The organism is Streptomyces sp. NPDC050636, assembly GCF_040654775.1.
Classification (GTDB): Bacteria; Actinomycetota; Actinomycetes; order Streptomycetales; family Streptomycetaceae; genus Streptomyces.
Genome location: NZ_JBFAIP010000097.1, coordinates 1 through 22733, shown reverse-complemented (window position 1 = coordinate 22733; position 22733 = coordinate 1). Strand labels below are relative to the sequence as shown.

At 66.5% G+C, this 22733-nt stretch carries 23 protein-coding genes and 1 pseudogene; 16 read left to right on the top strand and 8 right to left on the bottom strand.

Features of this window, described 5'->3' with window-relative positions:
• Positions 1-940: 940 nt before the first annotated feature.
• The 7 genes from AB0I10_RS34820 to AB0I10_RS34790 all read left to right on the top strand — a co-directional run bounded on the left by AB0I10_RS34820 (position 941) and on the right by AB0I10_RS34790 (position 6635).
• Positions 941-1810 carry an endonuclease/exonuclease/phosphatase family protein gene (locus AB0I10_RS34820; protein WP_363156714.1) on the top strand — a complete coding sequence of 290 codons (870 nt, stop codon included), beginning with the start codon at positions 941-943 and terminating at the stop codon, positions 1808-1810.
• A 144-nt stretch (positions 1811-1954) separates the two neighbouring features.
• Complete coding sequence (locus AB0I10_RS34815) at positions 1955-2128, top strand: hypothetical protein (RefSeq protein ID WP_363156715.1); 174 nt, start codon at positions 1955-1957, stop codon at positions 2126-2128.
• 76 nt (positions 2129-2204) lie between these two features.
• The gene (locus AB0I10_RS34810; RefSeq protein ID WP_363156713.1) at positions 2205-2786 is read left to right on the top strand and encodes a hypothetical protein; all 582 of its coding nucleotides are present in this window, start codon (positions 2205-2207) and stop codon (positions 2784-2786) included.
• Between the two features lie 92 nt (positions 2787-2878).
• Complete coding sequence (pqqD, locus tag AB0I10_RS34805) at positions 2879-3118, top strand: pyrroloquinoline quinone biosynthesis peptide chaperone PqqD (RefSeq protein ID WP_363156712.1); 240 nt, start codon at positions 2879-2881, stop codon at positions 3116-3118.
• Entirely contained in the window at positions 3106-4257 is a 1152-nt protein-coding gene (gene pqqE, locus AB0I10_RS34800; RefSeq protein ID WP_363156711.1) for a pyrroloquinoline quinone biosynthesis protein PqqE, read from the top strand. Before pqqD ends, pqqE begins: the two co-directional genes overlap by 13 nt.
• Positions 4247-5440 carry an L-histidine N(alpha)-methyltransferase gene (locus tag AB0I10_RS34795; protein ID WP_363156710.1) on the top strand — a complete coding sequence of 398 codons (1194 nt, stop codon included), beginning with the start codon at positions 4247-4249 and terminating at the stop codon, positions 5438-5440. The genes pqqE and AB0I10_RS34795 overlap by 11 nt, the downstream gene beginning before the upstream one ends.
• Before the next feature lie 808 nt (positions 5441-6248).
• Complete coding sequence (locus tag AB0I10_RS34790; RefSeq protein WP_363156709.1) at positions 6249-6635, top strand: transposase; 387 nt, start codon at positions 6249-6251, stop codon at positions 6633-6635.
• 281 nt (positions 6636-6916) lie between these two features.
• Here the strand turns inward: AB0I10_RS34790 and AB0I10_RS34785 are convergent, their stop codons facing one another.
• Positions 6917-7615, bottom strand: a complete 699-nt coding sequence (locus AB0I10_RS34785) for a hypothetical protein (protein WP_363156708.1) — start codon at positions 7613-7615, stop codon at positions 6917-6919.
• 1008 nt (positions 7616-8623) lie between these two features.
• Between AB0I10_RS34785 and AB0I10_RS34780 the strand changes: the two genes are divergently transcribed.
• Both AB0I10_RS34780 and AB0I10_RS34775 read left to right on the top strand, forming a co-directional pair.
• On the top strand, positions 8624-8800 hold the full coding sequence (locus tag AB0I10_RS34780; RefSeq protein WP_363156707.1) for a hypothetical protein: 177 nt from the start codon (positions 8624-8626) through the stop codon (positions 8798-8800).
• Positions 8797-9090, top strand: a complete 294-nt coding sequence (locus AB0I10_RS34775) for a DUF4440 domain-containing protein (RefSeq protein ID WP_363156706.1) — start codon at positions 8797-8799, stop codon at positions 9088-9090. The genes AB0I10_RS34780 and AB0I10_RS34775 overlap by 4 nt, the downstream gene beginning before the upstream one ends.
• A 3-nt stretch (positions 9091-9093) precedes the next feature.
• Here AB0I10_RS34775 and AB0I10_RS34770 read toward each other — a convergent pair whose 3' ends face one another.
• From AB0I10_RS34770 to AB0I10_RS34760, 3 genes are all read right to left on the bottom strand, one after another.
• The gene (locus AB0I10_RS34770; RefSeq protein ID WP_363156705.1) at positions 9094-9543 is read right to left on the bottom strand and encodes a GNAT family N-acetyltransferase; all 450 of its coding nucleotides are present in this window, start codon (positions 9541-9543) and stop codon (positions 9094-9096) included.
• A gap of 303 nt (positions 9544-9846) precedes the next feature.
• A complete protein-coding gene (locus tag AB0I10_RS34765; RefSeq protein WP_363156704.1) occupies positions 9847-11124 on the bottom strand; it encodes a serine hydrolase domain-containing protein in 1278 nt (425 codons plus the stop codon).
• Between the two features lie 353 nt (positions 11125-11477).
• Positions 11478-11603: a hypothetical protein gene (locus AB0I10_RS34760; RefSeq protein ID WP_363156703.1), complete on the bottom strand. Its 126-nt coding sequence runs from the start codon at positions 11601-11603 to the stop codon at positions 11478-11480.
• Positions 11604-12650: 1047 nt separating this feature from the next.
• On the opposite strand from AB0I10_RS34760, the gene AB0I10_RS34755 reads away from it, so the two are divergent.
• Positions 12651-13112 carry a hypothetical protein gene (locus AB0I10_RS34755; protein WP_363156702.1) on the top strand — a complete coding sequence of 154 codons (462 nt, stop codon included), beginning with the start codon at positions 12651-12653 and terminating at the stop codon, positions 13110-13112.
• 382 nt (positions 13113-13494) lie between these two features.
• Here AB0I10_RS34755 and AB0I10_RS34750 read toward each other — a convergent pair.
• From AB0I10_RS34750 to AB0I10_RS34740, 3 genes and pseudogenes are all read right to left on the bottom strand, one after another.
• Positions 13495-13659 (bottom strand): annotated as a pseudogene (locus AB0I10_RS34750) (helicase associated domain-containing protein); the annotation flags it as partial.
• Between the two features lie 57 nt (positions 13660-13716).
• Positions 13717-14043 carry a hypothetical protein gene (locus AB0I10_RS34745; protein WP_363156701.1) on the bottom strand — a complete coding sequence of 109 codons (327 nt, stop codon included), beginning with the start codon at positions 14041-14043 and terminating at the stop codon, positions 13717-13719.
• A gap of 444 nt (positions 14044-14487) precedes the next feature.
• The gene (locus AB0I10_RS34740) at positions 14488-14844 is read right to left on the bottom strand and encodes a hypothetical protein (RefSeq protein WP_363156700.1); all 357 of its coding nucleotides are present in this window, start codon (positions 14842-14844) and stop codon (positions 14488-14490) included.
• Between the two features lie 731 nt (positions 14845-15575).
• Here AB0I10_RS34740 and AB0I10_RS34735 point away from each other — a divergent pair.
• Positions 15576-16079, top strand: coding sequence for a LuxR C-terminal-related transcriptional regulator (locus tag AB0I10_RS34735; RefSeq protein WP_363156699.1), 504 nt, complete (start codon positions 15576-15578; stop codon positions 16077-16079).
• A 112-nt stretch (positions 16080-16191) separates the two neighbouring features.
• Here the strand turns inward: AB0I10_RS34735 and AB0I10_RS34730 are convergent, their stop codons facing one another.
• Entirely contained in the window at positions 16192-16584 is a 393-nt protein-coding gene (locus AB0I10_RS34730) for an ATP-binding protein (RefSeq protein ID WP_363156698.1), read from the bottom strand.
• A gap of 357 nt (positions 16585-16941) precedes the next feature.
• Here AB0I10_RS34730 and AB0I10_RS34725 point away from each other — a divergent pair, with 357 nt between their 5' ends.
• The 5 genes from AB0I10_RS34725 to AB0I10_RS34705 all read left to right on the top strand — a co-directional run bounded on the left by AB0I10_RS34725 (position 16942) and on the right by AB0I10_RS34705 (position 22648).
• On the top strand, positions 16942-17721 hold the full coding sequence (locus tag AB0I10_RS34725; RefSeq protein WP_363156697.1) for a GntR family transcriptional regulator: 780 nt from the start codon (positions 16942-16944) through the stop codon (positions 17719-17721).
• Between the two features lie 1189 nt (positions 17722-18910).
• A complete protein-coding gene (locus tag AB0I10_RS34720) occupies positions 18911-19561 on the top strand; it encodes a DUF2291 family protein (RefSeq protein ID WP_363156696.1) in 651 nt (216 codons plus the stop codon).
• A 5-nt stretch (positions 19562-19566) separates the two neighbouring features.
• Complete coding sequence (locus AB0I10_RS34715; protein ID WP_363156695.1) at positions 19567-21117, top strand: sugar ABC transporter ATP-binding protein; 1551 nt, start codon at positions 19567-19569, stop codon at positions 21115-21117.
• Positions 21114-22229, top strand: a complete 1116-nt coding sequence (locus AB0I10_RS34710) for an ABC transporter permease (RefSeq protein ID WP_363156694.1) — start codon at positions 21114-21116, stop codon at positions 22227-22229. Before AB0I10_RS34715 ends, AB0I10_RS34710 begins: the two co-directional genes overlap by 4 nt.
• A gap of 83 nt (positions 22230-22312) precedes the next feature.
• Positions 22313-22648, top strand: coding sequence for a hypothetical protein (locus tag AB0I10_RS34705; protein ID WP_363156693.1), 336 nt, complete (start codon positions 22313-22315; stop codon positions 22646-22648).
• Positions 22649-22733: the final 85 nt, after the last annotated feature.

Sequence of the window (22733 nt, the reverse complement as noted above, 5' to 3'; positions counted from 1 at the left end):
ACGAGATGTCTGGTGCTGTGTCTGGAGTTCTGTCGTGTGCTCTTCCGATCTGGTGGAATGAGGGCATCGGCGCCTGGACAGTGAGGACCGGCCTGCAGTGAGTCAGCTCCCCGCAGGCCGGACCCCAGCGCGCGGCAAGCGCGAGACCCCGGGAAGCGGTCCGGGGCAGATGAACTCCATCCCGCCACGGCGTGCCAACCATGGCGACTCGTCGGACAAACCCTAGTGCTCCTTGGGAGGATCAGGGGACGCTGCTGCTTTGAGTCGCGTTTGAACCACGTCATCGAGCGGATTTCCGGGTGCCTGGATGAGCACACGCGCAGGAATGGCCTCGATCTTCTGCCTCGGCGCCCCATCGGCGAATCTTGTACCCGATGTACCAGCCGCCATTGGCGCGTGCGTCGAGCCATCCCACACTGCCATCTGGAACGTCGATCTTCGCGTCCTGTTCGACCACGCTGGTCCACGTGTTGTTGGTCGTCTACTCGTTGTAGCTGAAGTTGAACTCTCCGCCCGAATCGTGACCAGGCACCTCAGCACCGGTCCAGCCTGCGAGACCACCGAACTGCCACCGTACTCCGACGCGCGGGTAGGACCGATACTCCTCTTCACCGGGGAAGTGCCTCCGACAGTGGCAGGAACAACGACCTCGATCATCCTCATTCGTGCTGGTTCGAGGCGCTTTTCGCCTACCCGATCTCCTGCCGGACACCGTGCTTCAGGAAAGCGCGAGGTGAGTGAAACCCCGTAACGGGACTTGCATCTCGTCGAGTGCAAAATCACCACCGGGTCTGCGATTGATCATGAAAATAGGGTTCCCTTGGGGCAGTGGAAGTCTGGCTGCGTTGTTCATTCTCTGTTGGTGGCCGATCCATTCCCATCTGGCACGTTGACGCCCTCAGAGCAAATTGACGGCCCCTCTGACCAAGGAGTCCACGCGATGAACCGACGCGTCATACTGGCGCTTGGCGCCACGCTCGCCCTGAGCGCGGCAGTCTCCGTCGCCACGGTGAGCACCGCCGAGGCGGACGACGAGACGCTGACCGTGATGAGCCTCAACACCTGGCATGGCGGCTCCCAGGTCCCGGACGGGGTCAACACGACCGTCCAGGAGATCGACGCCTCCGGCGCCGAGGTAGTCGCCCTGCAAGAGACCGACAAGGCCGTCACCAAACAGCTCGCCGAGAAGCTGGGATGGAAGCACTACACACAGAGCGGTTTGGACGTCGACATCATCAGCAGTCAGCCCATTGAGAAGGTCGACTCGTTGTCGGATCTGGCGGTGGCCGCGAAGATCAAGGGAATCTGGGTGTACTCGGTCCACCTGGGCTACACGAAGTACGGGCCGTACAACGCCTGCTTCGACAATGACAGCTATGAGACGATTTACGCGGACGAGGCCGAGCGCAAGGAGCAGGCCGAGGAGATCGTCAAGTGGGCCGGTTCCTCACCGGCGATCATCGCCGGTGATCTCAACACCCCGTCCCACAAGGACTGGACCGAGAAGACCAAGGGAAAGCACTGTAACTCGGTTGTGGAATGGCCCGCGACAAAGTCGTTCGCCAACGGCGGTTACTGGGACTCCTACCGTGAGGTCAACCCGGACGAAGCGGCTTCCTCCGGCGACACCTGGTCTCCGAAGTACGCCACCAACAGCGACTATGGCGACAGGCCCGAGCCCCAGGACCGCATTGACTTCATCCTGTACAAGGGCGGTTCGCTGGACGCCACCAGCTCGAAGGTCTACGGCGGTGACAAGGAGAACTGGCCGTCCGACCACCGGGCCGTGATCACCCAGTTCAAGCTCTGACGGAATCCGCCGTAAACCTTGATTGCTAATGAGCCCTCATCAGTTTGCTGACGGGGGCTCTGTGCGTGTGAGGTGCGGTCCTGGCAGCGGGCCCTGCGGCGGTGACGGAGTTCGAGGCCGGCCGGCTGGCCGCCGGGGGTGTTGGTGGCGAAGGCGGTGGCGTTCGTCCTCGGCCACGAGCGCCGTGTAGCCGAACTGGGTCGGGTGCTGGGGCTTGTCCTTGCGGATCGGCCGGGCATCGGGGTCGCCCAGTCCGTCTACACGACGCCAACCGAGGACGCCGCCACCATCCGCTTCCTGGAGTTCACCGAGGTCTGAGGCGAGAAGTATCCGGAGATCGTGCGGCTCTGGGAAACCGCCTGCGCCGAGTTCGTCCGTTCCTGCAGTTCGACACGTGCAGCAGGAAATGCCCTTCCTCGCGATCGCCCGCGAAACGGGGATCAACCGGAAGACCCTGGCCACACTCGCCGACGAATACGGCATCGCACGGCGCCCCCACAAGCCCCGCGGCACCCTGGACCGGGAATGGCTCCACGAGCAGTACGTCGTACGACGCTGCACGCTGACGGACATCGGCCGGGAGACAGGCATGAGCGGAACAACGGTGAGGGCCCGCGCCCGCGAATACGGTATTCCGACGCAGAACACCCGGCAGCCCCGTGCGCGAAGGTGGCTGGCGCAGGGCGAGGTGCGCTCGCCAAGATGCGCAGAGTTTCGAGGCGCGCTGCAGGTGGCTGTGGACCGGCTTGTTTGCTGTGTTCCGCACGTCGCGGGTGAGTCGTACCGTGGTTCGGCACGGCCGGTTCGGGTCTTGGCCGGCTCCTTCACCGAGTTGAAAGGCGGCAGTCCTATGGACGCTTCCTACGAGCCGACGGTGCAGCATGGTGAGGGCGAGGAGGCGGTGTGGCAGCGGCCTGACTACACGCTTGTGGAGGCAGCGCCGGAGGTATCGGGGCACAGCCTTACTGTCCGCTGAGTTCAGCGTGCCGCCTCGATGCCTCATGGCTGCTGGCGCGCCTGGCTGCGGCAGCGATGACTGCTGAGGAAGCTGGGGAGGCCTGGGAGCCCGTGTTGGCTCCCGCTGTTGTGCTCCGCCATGACCAGGTCTGCCGGCGGGATCTGCTGATCGTTCCCGAGCGTGTGGTGGTACTGAACCGTCAGGCCGGTGCAGTCCTGCGACTGTGCGACGGCACCCGCTCCGTCGCGGAGATCGTTGCCGAGCTCGCCTCGCGCTATCCGACGGCACCGGTGGCCTCGGACGTGCCGGACTTCCTCCACCGGATATGCCGCGAGGGATGGATTCGATGACGGACGAACCGGCCCCTACCGCACCGCCGCCGTGGTCGCTTGTGGCTGAGGTTACCCATGCGTGCCCGCTGCGCTGCCCCTACTGTTCCAACCCGCTGGAGCTGACGCGACGTTCGCGCGAGTTGGACACGGTGCAGTGGGTTCGGGTGATGGGGGAGGCCGCCGCCCTGGGAGTTGTCCACGCCCATCTGTCCGGCGGGGAGCCGCTGCTACGGCCGGACCTGGAGGCCATCACCGCCTCTGCCACGCGGGCGGGGCTATACACCCAGCTTGTCACCAGTGGCGTAGGGCTGACCGAAGAGCGGCTGGGGCAGCTGGTCGAGGCGGGCCTACGCAGCGTCCAGCTGTCGGTGCAGGACGCTACGCCGCGGGCCTCGGACCGGATCGCCGGCCGCCGTTCGTTCGCCCTGAAGGAGCAGGCTGCGGCTGCGGTGCGCGCGGCGGGATTGTTCCTGTGCCTCGATGTCGTCCTGCACCGGGAGAACCTGGACTCGCTCGGGGACATCGTGGAACTGGGGTTGAGCTGGGGCGTGGACAAGCTGGAATTGGCGAACGTTCAGTTCTACGGGTGGGCTTTGGCCAACCGCCGGGCCCTGCTGCCCTCCCGCGAGCAGCTGGCTCGGGCGCGGGAAGAGTTCGAGCGGTGGCGGGAGCAGCTGGCGGGGCGGGTAGAGCTCGTATGGGTGGTGCCGGACTACTTCGAGGGGGTGCCCAAGCCATGCATGGGCGGTTGGGGTGCGGTCTCGCTGACCGTGGCGCCGGACGGAACAGCGCTGCCCTGCCCAGCGGCATCCGTGCTGCCCGCCCTTGATCCCCCGAGCGTCAAGGACCACTCGCTGGCCTGGATCTGGGAGCACTCCGCGGCCTTCAACGCCTATCGGGGCACCTCCTGGATGAGCGAGCCGTGCCGCAGCTGTCCGCAGCGGGAGCAGGACTTTGGCGGCTGCCGCTGCCAGGCGTACGCCCTGACCGGGGACCCGGCACGCACGGACCCGGCGTGCCGCTGGGCGCCGGACCACCACCTCGTCCGCGAACTGGTCGAAACGGCCCCCGTACGGCCGGACGGCAACCACACGGCATGGATGCCCCGCACACCGGGCGGAAGAAGGCGGAGCGCCGGGGCCTTCGATGAAGGGTGAAGAAGCACACGAACGGCGCGGGGGCGTCCATGAGGTCACGCTCGACGCCGACGTGGACGACGCCGCGCAGGAACTCCGCAACGGCCTGATGACCCACCCCAGGACCCTTCCGACGCGCTTTGGATACGACGAGACCGGGTCCCGGCTCTTCGAAGAGATCATGGAGCTGCCCGAGTACTACCTCCCGGAGGCGGAAACGGCGCTGTTCAACCGCTACGGGCACGACATCATCCGCCATGCCGAGACCACCGCGCTCGTGGATCTGGGGGCGGGGAATGCACGCAAGGCCACACTGCTGCTGGAGGCCCTGGCCCACGAGCATCGGCTGAAGGCGTACACCGGCATCGACCTGTGCCCCCAGCCGTTACGGGAAGCCGCCCACCGTATCAAGCAGCGCTGGCCGGCAACCGAGGTGAGCGCGGTGTACGGCGACTTCGACGTCGGCCTGTCCTGGCTCAGCAGTCAGGGGGAGCGCCGGCTTCTGGCCCTGCTCGGCAGCACCTACGGAAATCTGTCCCGGCTCGAGCGGATCCGGATCCTCGACGGCGTACGACACTGCTGCGGACCCACCGACCGTCTGCTGCTGTGCATCGACCACCCCGGGCCAACCGAAGCCGTCGAAGCCGCCTACACGGCAGGCTACTGCGGCCCCCGCCCGGTCCGACGCCTCTTCGCACTCAACCGACTCACCCACCTCAACCGCCGCTACGGGGCCAACTTCGACCTCGATGCCTTCGAGCCCAGCGTCCGCTATTGCCCACAAACCGGAACCGTCACCGCCACGTTGCGCAGCACCCAGCACCCAGCGCCAAGACGTCATCTTCACCCGCCTCGGTTGGGGTGTGCGCTTCGCGGCCGGGGAACTCCTCGTACGCGAGACCATGCGCAAGTTCACCGTGCCGCACGTCGTAGCCGAACTCGCCGAGCACGGCCTGACCTACCTCCGGCACTGGACAGAGGAACGCTTCCCGTACTCAGCCATCCTCTTCCGGTGTTGATCCATGGATTCCCCAACGCCAGAGCGTCCAACTCAGGTGCCAGCTCCGGCGCTGTCGGCGTCCACCCGCATGTGCACCGCAGGGTACGGCTGTGCTACGTACGCTCTCCGCCTCTGCGCGCTCAGCCGCAGAGCTCCTCGATGGTGTTGTCGAAGTCCGGGACCGGGGTGCTGGAGGCACGGTGATGAGGCTCCTTGAATCTCCCCACCCGGTGCTCGGGGGTGGGGCAGACCTGCTCGCGGAGATTCCCCACCCACAGGCCGCCGACCTGGGCTCACGCCTCAGACGGACTTTGGCCAAGTACGCAGAGGCGACAGCGTCGGACGCGAAACTCCTTTTCGATGGCCGCTCCTCTGTGCGGCATGGCTGGCTGCATACCAGACGCCTTTGTCCCTTCAGCGCACGGCCACGCTGCAGGGCCCGCGTGGTGGTCGGGCAGGCTCCTCCCCTTTCGGGCTTGATCACATCCGGACTCATCGGCCGCGCCTTCCCAACACCCTTGCTGAACAGGCGAGATGGACACACATGAGGGGTTGTCCAGGAACGCTTGGTTTGGCTCACAGTTGTATCGGGTCAAGAGTCTCGGCGTCCATGATCAACTCATATCAGACCCATGCATGGGAGCGGAACGCTTTCCCGAGCGGCACTCAGCATGCACGCCGTGCCCCTCGTCCCTGTCTTCCGCTCCTCCCGCAACGACGCCGTTCACGGAACTGCGGCCAGAGCCGTGTTTTTCACGAAGCCTCATCAACGGTCCGCGTTCCCTCCGAGGCCGCTGGGACCAGGGTCTGGTGGCGCCGAATCGCCGTGTCGGAGCGGACTTGGGAGTCGGCTCAGCCGAGTTCGTCCTTGCCCTGCTTGTAGCTCTGCTCGATCCAGTTGCGGCGGCGTAGATCCGCACGACCTCGGCCAGGTCGGCGGGCGGGTAGGGACTGTTGGTGGCGCGTGGTGATCCGGGCCTGGGGAGGTCTGGGGCCAGGTACCCAGGTGCCTTTGTCGATCAGGGGGGTCGGGTCGGTCACCGACCGCATCCTGATCCGCCAGTTACGCGAGGTGCACCGGTTCCTCGGCCGCCCGATCGTACTGATCTGGGACGACCTCAGCAGCCACCGCAGCCGCCGGATGTACGCGTTCGCTGCCCTCAGCCACTGGCTCACCTTGGTCCATCTACCGCCTTACGTACCGGACCTCAACCTGGTCGAAGGCGGCTGGGCACACATCAAGAACGGGCCGCTGGCCAACCTCGGTGCCCGAACCCTCGACGAATTCCTCACCACCGCCCGCTGCGGCCTGCGGCACATCCAACATCACCCGGCCCTGGTCACCGGATTCCTTGCTGCTACCCGCCTGGACAGGGACCCACAACCGTCAACCCCATAAACAAAGGTCAGTAAGCCATGCACCGACTCCGCCCGGTACAGCAGTGGGCCGCCCCAGTGAAGTGGCGGCCCACGGGTTGATGCCTTCGGCGGTCAACCGCGAGCGGGCCACCTCCGGGATGACGGGGCGATGGACGCCAAGCTCGCTGGGGAAGAGAACCAGACGCCTGCCGAGCCTGCGCCGGCCACGGGTGCCATAGCTGCCCTGGAGGCCAGCATCCGCGCCGCGTGAGCCGGCCGGTCAGCGAACGGGGAATGAACGCCTCCGGGAATCAGAAGGTCTTACGGCAGTGGCCGACGGGCGCTGATGGTGCGGAGCACCTCGGCATACCGGTCGCTGATTGCCGCGACGAGTTGAATCGAAAGATCCTGGTTCGTCTCCTGGATGAAGTCCTGCATGCGGCTGCCATTGAGATCGAGCTTGCCGCTTGTGACTGAGGTCGCCAGCGTGACGAGTTTGATGCTGATGTTGTCCAAGGTCGGGGCCTGGCCCCGCCGACCCCTGAATTCGACCAGGGCGAAGGTTGTGGATTGGACCTGGGAATTCGTGCTGATGGGGTGGGTGTTGCCCGAGAACGAGTCTCCCTTGACGTCCGCGTTCATGGCGACTCTCACCGGCTGCAACGATACGTAGCAGCCCATTTTCATGTCGGCGCCAAACGATCCGTAGGTGCAATCGCCCAACCGTCCGAGGGACGACAGGCCGTACATGCTGCCAGCTGTGAAGTTTACCTTCACGTCCCTGTTGGTGATGCTGTTCGCTTTGACTTTGATGCTGAACGGAGCCATGACCATCGGATCGAGCTTCGCGTTGAGCACGCCACCGCGCATGTCGCCCATCACCGCGTCCATCCAATAGTTGGCGGCCGAAGAGTTGGCGGCGCCGGACTGGCTCGGCTCTGCTGCTGGTAAGGCGCTGGCCGTGGCCGGTGCGGCCACGGCCATCAGAAGGACGGCGGCGATGGCGATACTCTTACGCATGGGGCGCTCCTTGGTGGTGTGTCCGTCACACAAGATGCCAACGACGCCTGGTCTACTCGGCAACGGTCGACAGCAGACGTGACTTCCCCGTCATTTGGCCTCGCCCGCACCGTCCTGCACGGCCGCCAGGCGCTTGCGCAGCCGCCGGTCAGCCCCGACTCCAGCGGCAAGTCCCCGGGAGCCGCCGAAAGCCCTAGTGCAGCGCCCAGTTGACTCAGCCGGGACTGTGGGCGGCAGGGCTGCCACTGCGCGGCTCCTGTGGCTCCCACTCCGGTCTCACACGTCCGTCAAGAGACGGTCTCGGAGGCGCTTACAGCTGCTGGGGAGGCGTCGAAGCCATGGTGGAGACGGCTGGCACGGCAGATTGAGACACGCTCCGTGTCGCACGAGGCACGTTGCGTATAGCGCGGAACGATGCTGACAGTTTGCTGACCTCTCAGCTCGAACTCTGCCCCATCTTGCGATCATTTCATGGCGCCAGTGGGGGTGCCGATTTGCCAGTACAGTAGAATTTCGATGGCGTTGATACGCTTCTTGGGGAGCGCGGGGAGCGCGGGGAGCGTGAAGAGTGTTGCGGATCCCGCTAATTCCTAATTAGGGAATTCAGGGGACATGGACTACACCTGCATGCTCCTGGGGGAGTGACTCTACGATCGCCCCAGGTGGAGCGGCAAACGCCCAGGTCAAATGGGCTTTTCGTGTCCCTTCGATCATGTGCAGGTTCGGCAGCGTGAAGCCTGGTCTGGCAGGGCTGATGCTGACCCGATGCTGACTTTTGTGACTGGGCGTCAGGTGAGATGTCTCCGCTTGATAGGCGTGGGCATCTGGAGCGCAGCTACCGCTGGTCGGGGGTGCGTGGCCCAGGTCGGTGTAGGCAGACGGCGAGGCCAGCTGACCAGGGCTCGTAAGGCGGTTTGCCCGCAGGGGCGTCCCGAGGGCGGACGCCCTGGGGCCTTTGGTGTGGTGGTTAGCCGCCCCGATTATCAGAGCTCCGGTCTACTCGACGACGTGCCGCAGCTTGTCGAGACCGAAAATGCCCGGCGCCCCTTCGCTGTTAAGGTCGCGCCCCTGTCCAAGATCGAGATAGACGTGGTGACAGCCGAGTTCTTCGATGCCTTTGACAACCGGGGCGGCAAGGCTGCCGACGTGGCCCGGATCCGCCGGCTGATTCTTCCGGTGGCGTGATCGTCAAGACCGGCCCGGAGTTCACGGTCTACACCGTGGACGAATTCATCGAGCCTCGCCAGCGGCTGTTGACCGACGGTCGGCTGGTCGAGTTCTCCGAGTGGGAGACCTCCGAACAGACAGAGATCGCGGGCGATATCGCGTCGCGGTTCGGCGAGTACCGCAAGTCCGGGATCTTGGATGGTGAGCCGTTCGAGGGAGGCGGGACCAAGACCATCCAGTTCGTCCGCACCTCAGAGGGCTGGCGGATCGCAGCGTTTGCCTGGTACGACCAAGCGAACGTCGCCTGAACCTCAGCCGAGTCTCTTGAGCATCTTGACCGAGGTCGTCTCGTAGCCGAGCGACTCGTAAAGGCCGCGGGCACCCGTGTTGAACCCGAAGACACTGAGGCCGAGAGTATGAGCTCCCTGCGCCCGGGCATATTCCTCGCCAAGGACCATGGCCGTGCGCCCGAGGCCCCGACCACGCTTGTCAGCGTCGATCACGATGTCCCAGATCCACCAGGCGCCAGCGTTGTCGCTCGCGTCTGGTCCGATCCAGAGGTAGCCGACGGTTGTGTCGGCGTCATCGACCACGTCGAAGACCGCGTGTCCTGGTCCCGGTGTGCCGGAGGGAAAAGAGCGAGCCATGCTTTCGTCCGCATGCCGGTGGGCGTCCTCGGGCGATTGCCCTGCCGCGACAAGATCTTTGGCGTACTCGTCCCGACTGCGTTCAAGCCACGCAGGGAAGAGCCGGGCATCCAAGGGGCGAAGGGTTACAGACATTGGATCAGCCTCCCACGCCGCCGAGGTTGGAAGCGGTATCGCCCCCGCCCAACGGCCACGGGAGGCCGCCACAGGGCAAACATCGCCTGCTACGGCACTAGCTTGTTGTTGTGCTTGGTGGACAACGTCCTGGTAGGGATCTGAGGAACTTTGTCTTGCTGAGTTAGGTCGGTTACTGGAGACGGGAGACGCTGGGAGCGCTACCCGGTGCTGGTCCCGTTTGGGAGACCGGTCGAGGTCACTGGGGGCTGCGCGGATGTGCAATTGTGCGGATCGTGCGGCCTACGTGTTGTGGCCGGTCCGGCGAAGGGGGATTGCCGGACTGTTGTAGTCATCCCGGTGGTCCCGGTGGTCCCGGTGGTCCCGGTGGTCCCGGTGGTCCCGGTGGTCCCGGTGGTCCCGGTGGTCCCGGTGGTCCTGGTGGTTTTGGTGGTCGGTTCGGCACAGGGCATGCTGGATCGTGGTGTCGGTGGCTCTCTCCACTGGCTCCCAGGCCGGTACCCGGGAGGACAGGGAGAGTGCGATGGCTCGGCGGCCGTTGCCGGTGACGCCGGCGCGGGTGGCGTAGCCGGGGACACTGCCCGGGTGGGTCCAGTACCAGCCGCCGCAGGGCAAGGGGAGCCGGGCGATGCCCAGGCCGTACCGTCCGCCGAGACGTGTGTCCACGGTGGTCGTCATCTGGGCCAGTTGCGTGGGCCGCAGCAGTCGGCCGTCCATGAGCGCCTGCCAGAAGCGGGTCAGGTCGTCGGTGGTGGTGATCAGTTCAGCCGCTGGGCCGGCCCAGCTGTGGTTGAGCCTGGTGGTGTCGATGAGCGGCCCGCCCTTGGTGAACTGCTCGTAGCCGCTGGCGTGCGGATGCGGTAGGTACGCTCGCCGCTGGGGCGTGCGGGTGTGGGGCGCGAAGGTGTGCGTCAGGCGCAGCGGCCTCAGGATGCGGTCGGTCACCTCCGTGGACCAGTCACGACCGGTCACCTTCTTGATGATCATGCCGAGCACGACGTAGTTGGTGTTGGAGTACGACCAGCTCCCGTCACCGGGTTTGTGCCGCATCGCTATCGCCACCAGCCGCTGGGGCGGGATGTCGTCGTTCCAGTGGCGGCGGTATCCCTCGGCGGAGGTGAGGACCGGCAGGTCGTTGGCGTAGTCGTACAGGCCGCTGGTGTGCTGGAGCAGCTGCCGCAGAGTGATCCTGGTGCCGTCGTTGCCGTTGCCCCGCACCACGCCGGGCAGCCATCTGTCGACCGTGTCGTCCAAGGACAGCCGCCGCTGTCCGACCAGTTGCAGCACCACCGTGGCCACGAACGTCTTGGTGTTGCTGCCCATCCGGAAGTACCCGCCCTTGGGCACCGGTCGGCCGGTTCCCAGGTCGGCCACTCCGCTGCGGGCGGACCACTGGCCGCGCGGGGTGCGTACCTCTGCCTGAACTCCGGTGACACCGGCTAGGCGGATCGCGTCCACGTCGCGCCGCAACACCCGCTGGCCCTGATCGTCCACGGCCGCGGTCGACGCGGCCGGGAGCGTCCCCGCGCAGAGAAGGGCGAGAACGGCCACCAGTGCCACGCGCCCTCCCCGGCGGTGCGCCGCGCGGGCGCCGCGCCCGCTCCACCTCACGGCATTCACGTTTAACGCACCTCCTCGTCGCCTCGCGGCCACCACTGGTCCCGAAACCACGCATGGGCTCTGCGGTACACGGAACGTCGGGGCCAACCATCGCTCATGTAACACCCGCCCTGGCGGAACCGGCCTCCTTCCTCGGCCTGGTCCTGCCGGGGCTCGCATGCGACGAACGATGTACTGCCGCGTCGTACTCCACGACGATGTACTGCCGCCTCGTACTCCATGACGATGTCGTGCCAGGCGCCGCATGCGGTAGTCGTGGCGCGCAGGACGATGGACGGCCGGGTTGATCCCGGTCAGGAGGTCTCACCGCTCCAGGCGTACCGACAGGAGGAGTTCGGATCCAGGCGTACCGACAGGAGGAGTTCGGACGCCGGGGAGAGCGTGACGACGCGGACCTGGTCGCCGTCGCGATAGGTCAAGCGCCCCGGCACGTCGCCCACGGCCAGGCGGGGTACTCCCCACAGGACAGCGAGGTCAGGACCGTGGTCCGCAGACCCTCGCCGAACGCGAGCGGCATGGCGAGTGGGAAGGTGAGGTCGACCGAAGGGGCTGCGAGCGCGACGTTGACGAGGTCTCGGTCTCCTGCGTCGTCATCAACTTCTGTCGTCCAGACACAGCCCCAGCATCCCGACGAACCCGACCGATGGTGTCCGCCTCACCACCTACGGTCCGGCTCTTGATCAACCACATGCCACAGTTGCGAGGAAGCCCAAGGCTCCGACCTTATCCGGTGGTTGGGAGACGGCATGTAGGTCATGTGGTCATGTGGCTCTACGGCAACGTGACTCACACCTATCCGATGAGTGTCAGCATGTACGGCAGTGAGGCACGTGGACACATCCGTTGGCACACACCACGGCGGCTGCGCCTGCGGCTGCGCGTCGTTCGCCGTTGGACCCTTGAGTTCTGTGGCTGCCTGTACCCCTTCGCCTCCGCCAAGGAGGGCGGAACAAGGACACCGGCAGCATCCGCCTGATCGCCAAGGACGACACCCAAAGGCCGGGACCCGGCTGAAGCTCTGATACAAGGACAACCGGGTCATCGTCGGTGACCCGTTCTGGGTCCACATCACGTAACACCCGGCCCCCGAGTGCGGTCACAGGGGCGTGGCATCGTTCCTGCCACGCCCTGTGGTGTTGGAGGAGACCCACTGCTGTGGATGGAGGGGAACGTGAGTGGCTCGGTGCGCCAAGAGAAGACATTTTGCGCCTGCTGCAGCCAGTACGGGCTGATCGGGACCCTCGGTAGCCAGGAGGACTGGCCTGAGCCCGACGAGCCGGATGACGGCTTCGGCCAGCTTGAGATCTCCCAGGAGGCCGGGCGGCGAAGGTCGAGACCTACTGCCAGCACGGTGATATGGATCTGGTCTTCGAGTTCCACGATGCGGAGCCCGCGCCGGAGCTGTCGGGTGGCATGAGGTAGTCGAGGCCAGTATGCGTTTCTCGGATGAGGTGTCCTTGCTCAACATGGACGACGAGACCGCTGCAGTGCCGGTCCCTGGCGGCAAGCCGGAGCTGTCGTGGTGGCGGGTGCGGCTGAACGTGGCACGCGAGAAGGAGGCCGAGGGAGCGCACCCGGTGGGGCATGACGGAGTGGACGAGCGGCACGTGATCCAGATGTGGCCGGCGTCGGCCAGTGCCCGGCGCGTCCTGGTCGCCGCGCCAGAGGAGGAACCTGGTGCGGAGGGGGAGGAGGCCACAGAAATGGTCGACTTCGCGGGGATCGACCTGGAGGAGCCTCCGACAGCCCTGCTGCTGCACATCGGCGACGAGGCCTCCGCGTTCACCGGCGGGGATGCGGTGGAGGTGTCGGCAACGGCCACGGGGCGCGTATCCCGATCTCTGGATGGGGGGGACAGACGCTGTCCGGTGCGGCGATCTCCTACCACAAGGAACTGCTGTCCGAGGCACACGCGTGGGAGCGGGTAGCCGAACTCACTCTGACCGGCACTGCCGAGAGCCTGCACATCGAGCCGGACAACGGCGCCCCGGAGGCACCGTTCAAGCCGGAGCTTGCGGAGCCGGGTCCTGGCGGCTGGAAGATCCTCGTCCACGCTCGGAGACGGAACCCGGAGCGTAAGGATGGCGAGTACAACGTCACGGTGTGGCCTGCGGATCGCTAGAGGGCCTCACGCGGAACGGTCCGGCTCCCTTGTTGGGTGCAGGGCCGTTACGCGACAGATCAGAGATGATGTCGTCTCCCCGCTCAAGGCAGCGACGCGAAGACCCCCGGGTGGCGATCGCCGTCGTGGCCGTTCCACAAACGTTGACCACTTCCGCCTCACGTTCTCGTGTGTATGTGAAGCCCCGGCTACGCCCAGTCCGTGCCCAGCTTTCGCAGCGCGTCCCGGTGTTCCTGGGTGAGCTTGTCCCGCCTCGACTTGATGTTGGAGACCCACACGCCCAGTTTCACGAGCGTGGTCTCCCTCTCGCCGGCGACCGTGATCTCTTCGCTGTGCCCCCTTGGCACCGCCCGGCTCTTCGACGCCCAGGTCCAGGTCGACGGTGGGCTGCGCGCTCTGATCTTCGGGTGTCACTGCCCCTGATAGGGCGGTTGTTGCGGCGGTTGGGCGCCGTACGGTCCGGGGTTTTGCGGCGGCTGCCCGGGAGGGGCGATCGGCGGATACGCCTGCGCGCCCGGCTGCTGCGCCGGCCCGAACCCCTGGCCGGGCTGCTGGGCGGGCGGATACGGCGCCTGGTTCGGCATACCCGGACCCGCTCCCGGACCCGCACCCCAACCCCCAGGAGCGACCTGAGGCTGCGCGCTCCCGCCGCGCTTGCTGATCACCACGGCGACGACGACCACGATCGTGGCAAGCACGCCCAAGCCCACCAACAGCAACAACAACGACAAGAGCATCTGCGCCCCTCTCCTGCTTCAGGGCCCGTGCGGACACGCCACACCGTTGACCCACCACGACCCTACAAGGGCGCCGCGACGACCCGGTATCCCCAGGAGCGCCGTTCCGCACGGCCCCGTTGGCGCGTAGCGCGCCGCTTGGCTCACGCGCCATCGAGCATGGGCGGTGTTGGTCGGGTTCACCCCTCAGTGATGATCTGCGGGTTTTGTCGGTGGTGGTTCGGCATCGTGGTGTCAGTGCGGTAGGTATCGGGTTTTGCTGTTCAGTGGGGTTGCGGGTGACTCGGCTGCTGTCATGGGTGCTGATCTGGCGCTGATGTTTTTGGTGATGGTGTGGGTCAGTTGGTTGCCGATCGGTATAGCAGAAGTGTGTTGTCGCTGGTCAGGGCTGTGGTGGCGGGGGATGGGCGCCGCTAGTGGGGGACGGGCGGCCGGTGTCGCCTTCTACGGTGCGGGCTTCAGGTTGCAGCGGATTCCTGTTGCGGTGAGGCGGAGTTGTTCGCCGTCCTGGACGGTGACGAGAGAGAAGAGCGGGCTGTCCGCCGCACTCGTCGATGACGAGCGCGCCGGCCTGGAGCGCAGTGCTGCGCAGTGGGCCGGCTGCGGGGAACGGTTCGCGGGCGGCGCTGTGGCCGCGCACGGCGTCCATGAGGTGGGCGCGCAGGCGTTGGAGGGTGTGTTGAAGCGGGGACGCGTCGCGGGGCGGGCGCGCAGGGGCGGCCGCACGGCGAGCGCGGTCGTGCCGCTGCCCGGGCCGCCGCTCACGGTGACGACCGCACCGGCCCCACCCGCGTCCTGCACCGCATCCTCGCCACGGGCGCTCAGTTGGGTCCCCTATCGTCTGCGAAATTCTGAACCCGCCGCGCCGGTAGGGGACTTCGGGCAGGCCGGTGATACGGACAGCAGGATCTGGGCCTTCACCACAAGCGGCGAATGGCAGCAGCCGGAGGATCCGCTCTCACCACACCGGCATGTGGATGACTGGGAGGCAGAGCCGAAGGCAGCGGGCTACTTGTCTTGGACGAGCTCCCTCAGCAGGACGCAACCCCTCTCGCACTGGAGATCTACCGCAGTGACAAGGCCGGATCAGCGCCGCTCTTCCTGGTCAAGTCACCACGTCCTCGTACTACGAGACGGTCTATACCGAGAGCGTCCCGGCGCTGATGGAACTCTTGGCCCGCTGGACACCGGTCGTTCAGGGCGTGGCCATCGGCAACCTGGCGCGGCAGCTCGACGATAAGAGCGTGATCCCCTCAGTAGCCCGATGTCTGGACGCCAAGTAGGCATCCAGCCTGCCGAGCCCAGGTGCGGTAGGGCCGAGGCCTCGCGCTCCCGGTCCTGCCGTGCCACCGACCGCTTCATGCCCATTCGATTTCGGGTTCGACCAGCTGCTGGCGTTGGCCTGACGGCCGGCGGCTACGACAACCGGCACTGGTCCTCTGGCGCTCCCAAGCCGCCCTGATCCACGGTCACTTCGGCGACCGTTTCACTGCCGTGCGACTGGCCCGGGAGGAGCTGGAACTCGCCCGTGCGTGGGGCAGTCCCCGCATGGTCGGCGCAAGCCTGCGGGTTCTTGGACTGCTCAGCTCCAGCCCGCCCGCCCTCGACACCTTGGCCGAAGCAGTCACCCTGCTGGAGTCGGCGCCGGCACGCACCGAGCTTGCCCACGCCCTCATGGATCTGGGCGAGGCGCTGCACGAAGCCGGTCAGACCGATCAATCCCGTGCCAGTCTGCGGCAAGCTTCGACCTGGCTGACGCCTCAGGCGCCCGGCCACTGGCCGAACGCGCGCACCGCGCGCTGCTGGCCACCGGAGCACGCCCCCGCCGCAAACGGCAGTCAGGCATCTCTGCGCTCATCGCCAGGGAGCGTCGTATCGCCACGCTCGTCGTCGAAGGAATGGCCAACCACCAGATCGCCGCAAGTCTGTTCATCAGCCGCCGGACCGTGGAGTTCCACCTCACACGTGTCTACCGCAAGCTCGGCGTTGACGGACGAGCCGACCTCGTCGGCGCCATGACCGGCTCGCGAAGCTGACCGACCACTACAGCGCACCCCCGCCCCTGCACTCGTAACGACACGTGCAGCCAGGCAAGTTACCGGTCGGCTCGATGTTCACCGCAGCCCGTGGCCCACCGTCGCCCCGGCGTCAGCGCCGGACGGGCGGGCGCCCATGGATGCGTCCAGCCGGCTCAGCGGGTTGAGGATCCGCGACGCGGAGGCCTGCGCGAACCTGGCGGCCGTACTCGCTCTGGTGGACTTCTGTCCACTGTGCGAGGAGTTCGATGATTCCCGTGCCGCGGCCGTGCTCGTCGGGGTCGGCGTCGGCGCGCCGCCGGTGCGGCACGGGGCGCCCGGAGTCGGTGACGGTGATCTGGAGCATGCCGTGGTCCAGGGCCAGCAGCAGTGTCATGTCGGCGCGGCCATGCTGGGCGGCGTTGGCGGCGAGCTCGGCGACGATGAGTACCGCGGAGTCCCGCTCGTCCTCGCCGATGCCCCAGCGGCGGAGCAGGTCTGCTGTGAAGTGGCGGGTGGCGCTCACACAGGCTTCCTGCGAGGGCTGGGCGAGCAGCGCCTGCTGAGACGGGCGCCGGGGCTGAGCCGCTCTCGGCGCGCAGGGGGGCGGCGCGGGCAGTGGTTCGGTGAGGAGGAACATCGTCGACCCCCTTTTTCCGGGTACACTTCTAATGTCATCCTGTAAGTACAGGATGTCAAGATGAGAACTGGAGATTTTCTCCGGAAAGGGGCGGTCTTAAGGGGGGCCGGCCTTGTGGGCGATGAGGTGCCATCGTCCAGGTCGCAGAGGGTGATGGCGCTACGCGGGTGCGGCGCAGGCCATGACTGGATCGATGCGCAAACCCGCGGCAGCGGGGGCGGATTTTTGTTATCCTCTCATGACATGCAGACAGGTATTGATCGCTCCTCGCCGCTGCCCTTCTACCACCAGCTCAAGCAGATCCTGCTCGCGGAGATCGAGCGGCAAAAGCTCCAGCCGGGCGACCGGCTGTCGGGCGATCATGAGCTGTGTCAGATGTATGACGTGTCGCGGACGGTGGTACGCCAGGCGCTCGCCGAGCTCGAGTCCGAGGGGGCGATCGAGCGGATCAAGGGCCGGGGCACGTTCGTCTCCTCGCCCAAGACGGCCGAGGGCCTGGTGCAGTCGCTGACCGGGCTCTACGAGGACGTGGCGGCCCGCGGAGGAGAGCTGCGCAGCGACGTGCGCAGACTTGAGGTCGTCCCGGCGGACGCTCAGGTGGCGGCCGACCTTCAGCTCGACCCCGGGCACCCGGTCATCGTGATCGAGCGGCTGCGCTTCGTGAATGAGGAGCCCTGGGTGCTGACCACGACCCATGTGCCGCAGGAATTCGCGCCTGGCCTGCTGGATGAAGACCTGACACATCAGTCGCTCTATGCCCTCCTGGAGGGCAAGTACGGCATACAGCTGGTTCGCGGACGCCGGTCGGTGGAGGCGGCCACGGCCGGCCCCGCCCTGGCGCGGAGTCTCGGCGTCGGGCAGGGCGCCCCGGTGCTCGTCCTGCGCAATGTGAGCTTCGGGACGGACGAACGCCCGGTCGAAAGCTTTGTCGCGTTTCACCGCGGTGACCGCAGCCGCTTCGAGGTGGAGCTGGCCCGGAGCAGTGAAGCCGCCGCGCACCCCCTGATGATCGTCACAAAGTGAGACAGGACCGACCGTCTTGCTGCCCGCGGCGCGGGGGCATCGCTCCCCAGGTCGTGGGACTCAGCTGACCGCTCAGAGGGCTGTCGGTTCCTACCAGATCGCGTCCGGCGGCAGCGCCGGCCGGTGCCGCCGGGCCGACCGCCGCCTTCACCGCGTGCTGCGGCGGCTGCGCCACGCGGCACCGGGCGCGATCGGCCGGCTGTCGGCCGGCCGGGTCGACCGGCCGTGATGCTCGCCGTTCGGCCCGATTTCCCTCCCCGCCTTGACCCCTGCCGCGCCCGCTGACGTGTGGGCGGTCCCGGCGTGATGCGGGAGACTGCTGGCTCCTCGTCCGTGATGGTGCCGCCGGCAGCGTCAAAGCAGCACCGGCGAGCTCATGAGCTGCGGATCGGCTTGCCGAAGGGGTGCAGCGCCCCCGGGCGCCGATGACGTCATTGAGTAGACGGGGGCACTGCACTTGCACCGCTGAGGCGAGCGCCTCACGGGCCGACGGCAAGCGCACTGGTGAGGCCCTGGCGAGCGCCGAACGCACACCTCCCGGCGATCCTGCCGCTGTGGTGCCGCACGCCCCGGCGGATCGCCAAGGTCATGCCGCTGCTGCCCTTTAAGGACCTGTCGACCGGGGATTTGCCCCGGCCGGGAGCATCATCGGCGACACGGCTGGGCCGCCGGCGCCGGTATACGCCGGCAATCTTGCGCCTTTCGCTGTTCTCGACGTCATCGGGTGCGGTCGGACCGTGCCAAGGATCTCGTCGACCTGGCAAACAGCCACCGCGAACCGGCCGGATCATGGGCCCAGCCCTGCTGCCCGGCTGCGCCTGCGGAGCCTGAGCCCGCCGGGGCACGCGCACCCCGGCATCGGCGGTGAGGACGCGGACGCGGGGTTTGTGCCGGCGTACGCCCTGGTGGCATGCACAGAGGCTGACTCCGGGGCGTTCAGTCCATCCGTCGCGCCAACGCCGCGAACGCGGCCCGCTGCGCATAAACGCTCCCGCCATAGCGAGCCCGCGCATGCCTTCCGCGGACGTCGGAGCGAGCCACATAAAAAGTAGCGACAGGATGTTGCCATCCTGTACGTACAGGCTTACGTTGTGAGCACCTCGTTAACGGAAGGCCACGGCCTCGTTTCAGGAAGGCGCGACACCATGCTGTGTGGATCACTCGGGAACGCTCCGATAGGGGCGGAACAATGACCGCCGCCAAAGCACCGGTGATCAACCGACGCTGGGCCCTGCGAGGGGCAGCCGTTTTGGTGTTGCTGGCCGGCATGGTGCTGGACACCAAGGTGATCAGCGGCTCGGCCGCACAGGAGGCATCATCGGGGACGTTCAGCCCCGCCGCCTTCGCCGAGCAGCATTTCGCTTCGAAGATCGCTCCGGCGATCGGTCACCGGGCTGCGGACCTGGCCGAGGTCGCGAAGGCGATCCAGGCCGATGGAACGGCCGCGGCCAGGAAATACCGGGCGGCTCGGGGCGGCTCGGGCCCGGTCTTCTCGGTGACGTTCAGCGGAGTGGCAGGCAAGCCCGACGGCACCGGACTCATGCCGGTGACCGTGAAGGGCATGCCGTCCGGCGCGAAGGTGCTCGTCCAGATGGGCCCGGCGATCAACGGCACCGCGGTGCGTGATGCCACCGGACGGGTCAAGGTCACCGACTTCAAGAACCAGGTCGAGTACCAGAACGTCGGCGCCGAGCTCAACGCCCAGGTCAAGAAACGCGTGCTCGGCAAGGTGGCTCCGGCCGCCCTGGACGGTCACACCGTCGCGGTCACCGGCGTCTTCGAACAGATCAACCCGGCGGCCTTCATCGTCACTCCGGTCAAGATCACGGAGGAGAAGTGAGGGAAATGACGGACGACCAGGGATTCGTGCTCGAAGCGCGCGACATCGAGAAAAGGTACGGCGGGACCCATGCCCTCAAGGGCGTGAACTTCGGCGTGGCCCGGGGCAAGGTGACGACGCTGTTCGGCGAGAACGGCGCGGGCAAGTCCACCCTCATGAAAATCCTGGCCGGCATTGAGAAACCGACCGCGGGATCACTGCGGATGGACGGCCGCAACCTGGAACTCGAATCGGCGGTTCACGCGCGAGACCTCGGAATCTGCATCATCCACCAGGAGCTGAGCCTGTGCCCGAACCTCAGTGTCCGGGACAACATGTTCCTGGGACACGAGGTCCTCCGTCTCAAAAGCCTCGTCGACTACGACGCTGAGCGTCGCGTCGTGTCCGATCTCCTGCACAGGCTGCAGGCGGACATCTCCCCCGACACCCTGGTCGGCGATCTGCGTCTGGGACAACAGCAGATGGTCGAGATCGCCCGGGCTCTCTCGCTCGATGCGCGGGTCCTCATCATGGACGAACCCACCTCGGCGCTGAGCGCCTCCGAGGTCGAGGTGCTGTTCGGAGTCATCGAGGACCTGACACAAGCTGGCGTGTCGATCGTCTACATTTCGCACCACCTGGAAGAGGCCCTCCAGGTCTCCGACCACGTCGTGGTCCTGCGGGACGGCGAGATCGCGGACCGGGCCCAGGCGGCGGACGTCGACCTCGGCTGGGTCGTGTCGCGGATGGTCGGCCGCAGCTTCGACCTGGGAGAGCCCCCCGCCCGTGAGGACTTCACCCAGACCGCGCTGACCCTGGACAACGTCAGCGTCCCGGACACCTCGAACCCCGAACGCCTCTGTGTCGACGGACTGACGCTGGAAGTGCGCGCAGGTGAAATCGTCTGTCTCTACGGGCTGATGGGGGCCGGCCGGACCGAGCTGCTGGAGGCGCTCGCCGGCCGGACACCGCTCGCAGCAGGGCAGGTCCTGCTCGCCGGCCAGGACCTGAAAGGCCTGCCGATCAACGAGCGCATCAAACGGGGCCTTGCCCTGGTGCCGGAGGACCGCCAGCGCGACGGGCTGGTCCAGTCGATGTCCGTCGGCGAGAACCTCTCCCTCTCCAGCCTGTCGTCGTTCGTCAAAGGCCTCTTGCTCAACAGACCGGCCGAACGCGAGAGCATCGCCCGAGGCATCCGGGACATCCACGTCAAGACCGCTGGCCCGTCAGCCCCGATCGGATCCCTGAGCGGCGGCAACCAGCAAAAGGTCGTCATCGGCAAGATGCTGCTCACCGACCCGAAGGTGCTCCTGCTCGACGAACCCAGCCGCGGCATCGACATCGGCGCGAAGACAGAGATCTTCCATCTGCTCGCAGAGCTCGCGAAGCAGGGACTCGCCATCGTCTATTCGACATCCGAGGTGCTCGAGTGTCTGGGCGTCGCCCACCGGATTGTCGTGATGGGCAAAGGAAAAATCTCGGCAGAGTTCGAAGCTGCCGATGCCACCAAGGAAAAGATCATGGCCGCATCCGGTGAAAAGGAAATGCCGCCGGTATCGGTGGAAGGTGTCCAATGAGTCTGTCCACTGCGCATGCGCGCAAGCCCTCGTGGCTTTCCGGGGGCCTCGACCTCAAGAAGGTCCTGCTCGAAGGGCGAGCGTTCTTCGCCCTCATCGCCATCACGGTGGTGTTCTCGCTGCTGTCGCCGAATTACTTCACGGCCGACAACCTCCTGGTGATGTCCCAACACGTAGCGCTCTATGCGATCCTCGCGATCGGCATGCTCTACGTCGTCCTCAACGGCGGCATCGATCTGTCGGTCGGCTCCACCGTGGGCCTCAGCGGTGTCATCGCGGGATACCTCCTGCAAGGAGTCGACCTACCAGGCGGCGGCCGCGCCTACCCCTCAGTGTGGGTGACCATCGTGTGCGTCCTGGCCGTCGGGGCTCTCGTCGGCCTGATCAACGGCCTGTTGATATCGAAGTACAAGGTCGCGCCCTTCGTGGCCACCCTGGGAATGCTGTACGCCGCACGCGGCGTGGCGATGCTCATCACCGACGGCTCGACCTACCCCGAGCTCCAAGGATCTCCCGCATTCGGCAACACCGGCTTCAGCCGGGTCGGGTTCGACGACATCCTGGGACTGCCGGCCGCGGTCATCGTCCTGGCCGCCCTCGCCATAGTGGCCAGCGTCGTCCTCAACAAGACCGTCTTCGGGCGGCGGCTCTACGCCGCGGGTGGCAACGAGCGGGCCGCCGAGCTGTCCGGCATTCCCGTCAAGAAGGTCAAGGTCCAGGTCTATGTGTTCTCGGGCCTGTGCGCATCGATCGCCGGACTGATCCTCACATCCGAGATGACATCGGCGAATCCCAACAGCGGCCAGTCATACGAGCTGACGACCATCGCCGCGGTGGTCATCGGCGGCGCCAGTCTCATGGGCGGCCGCGGGAACATCCGGGGAACACTGCTCGGGGCCTTCGTCATCGGGTTCCTCGCCGACGGCCTCATCATCGTCGGGGTCTCCGAGTACTGGCAGATGGTCTTCAAGGGCGCGGTCATCGTTCTCGCCGTCGTGCTCAACGCGATCCAGTACCGCGCCAAGCCCCGCGCCAAAGCTGCCTGCATCTCCCGGGGCGGCCGGCCCACGACGCAAGAACCCAAGGCTCCCGCACCCGCAGCACTGCCATAGCCCCGAAACACCGAGCCATCACCCCTCACACAACTCATCACGGAACACATCCATCACATCGTGAGCAGAGGAAGGACAACGAGATGCGCCGGAAGATCGTTGCCGCAGTTCTGGTAGGAGCACTGGTACCCCTGGCCGCGTGCGGCAAAGGCTCCTCCAGTCCGGAGGCGAAGGACAGCGGGCACCCGGGTGGCAGCAAGACCATCGAGCTGATCACCAACAACCTCGGCGAGGAGTACTGGACCGCGTCGGCCAACGCCGTCAAGGCCCAGGGCAAGAAGCTCGGCTACACCGTCAAGGTCACCAGCCACAACGGCGAGAACAAGAAGGAGAGCGAGCTCGTCGACGCGGCCATCGCCACCAAGCCGGCCGCTGTTCTCCTCGACCCTGCTAAGGCGTGTTTGAGATATTGGTCGTGACTGTGGAACGATTTCGGGATGGCTCGTGGAGACCTGACGGACGAACAATGGGCCCGGCTGGAGGCGGTGTTACCGCCGTTGCCGA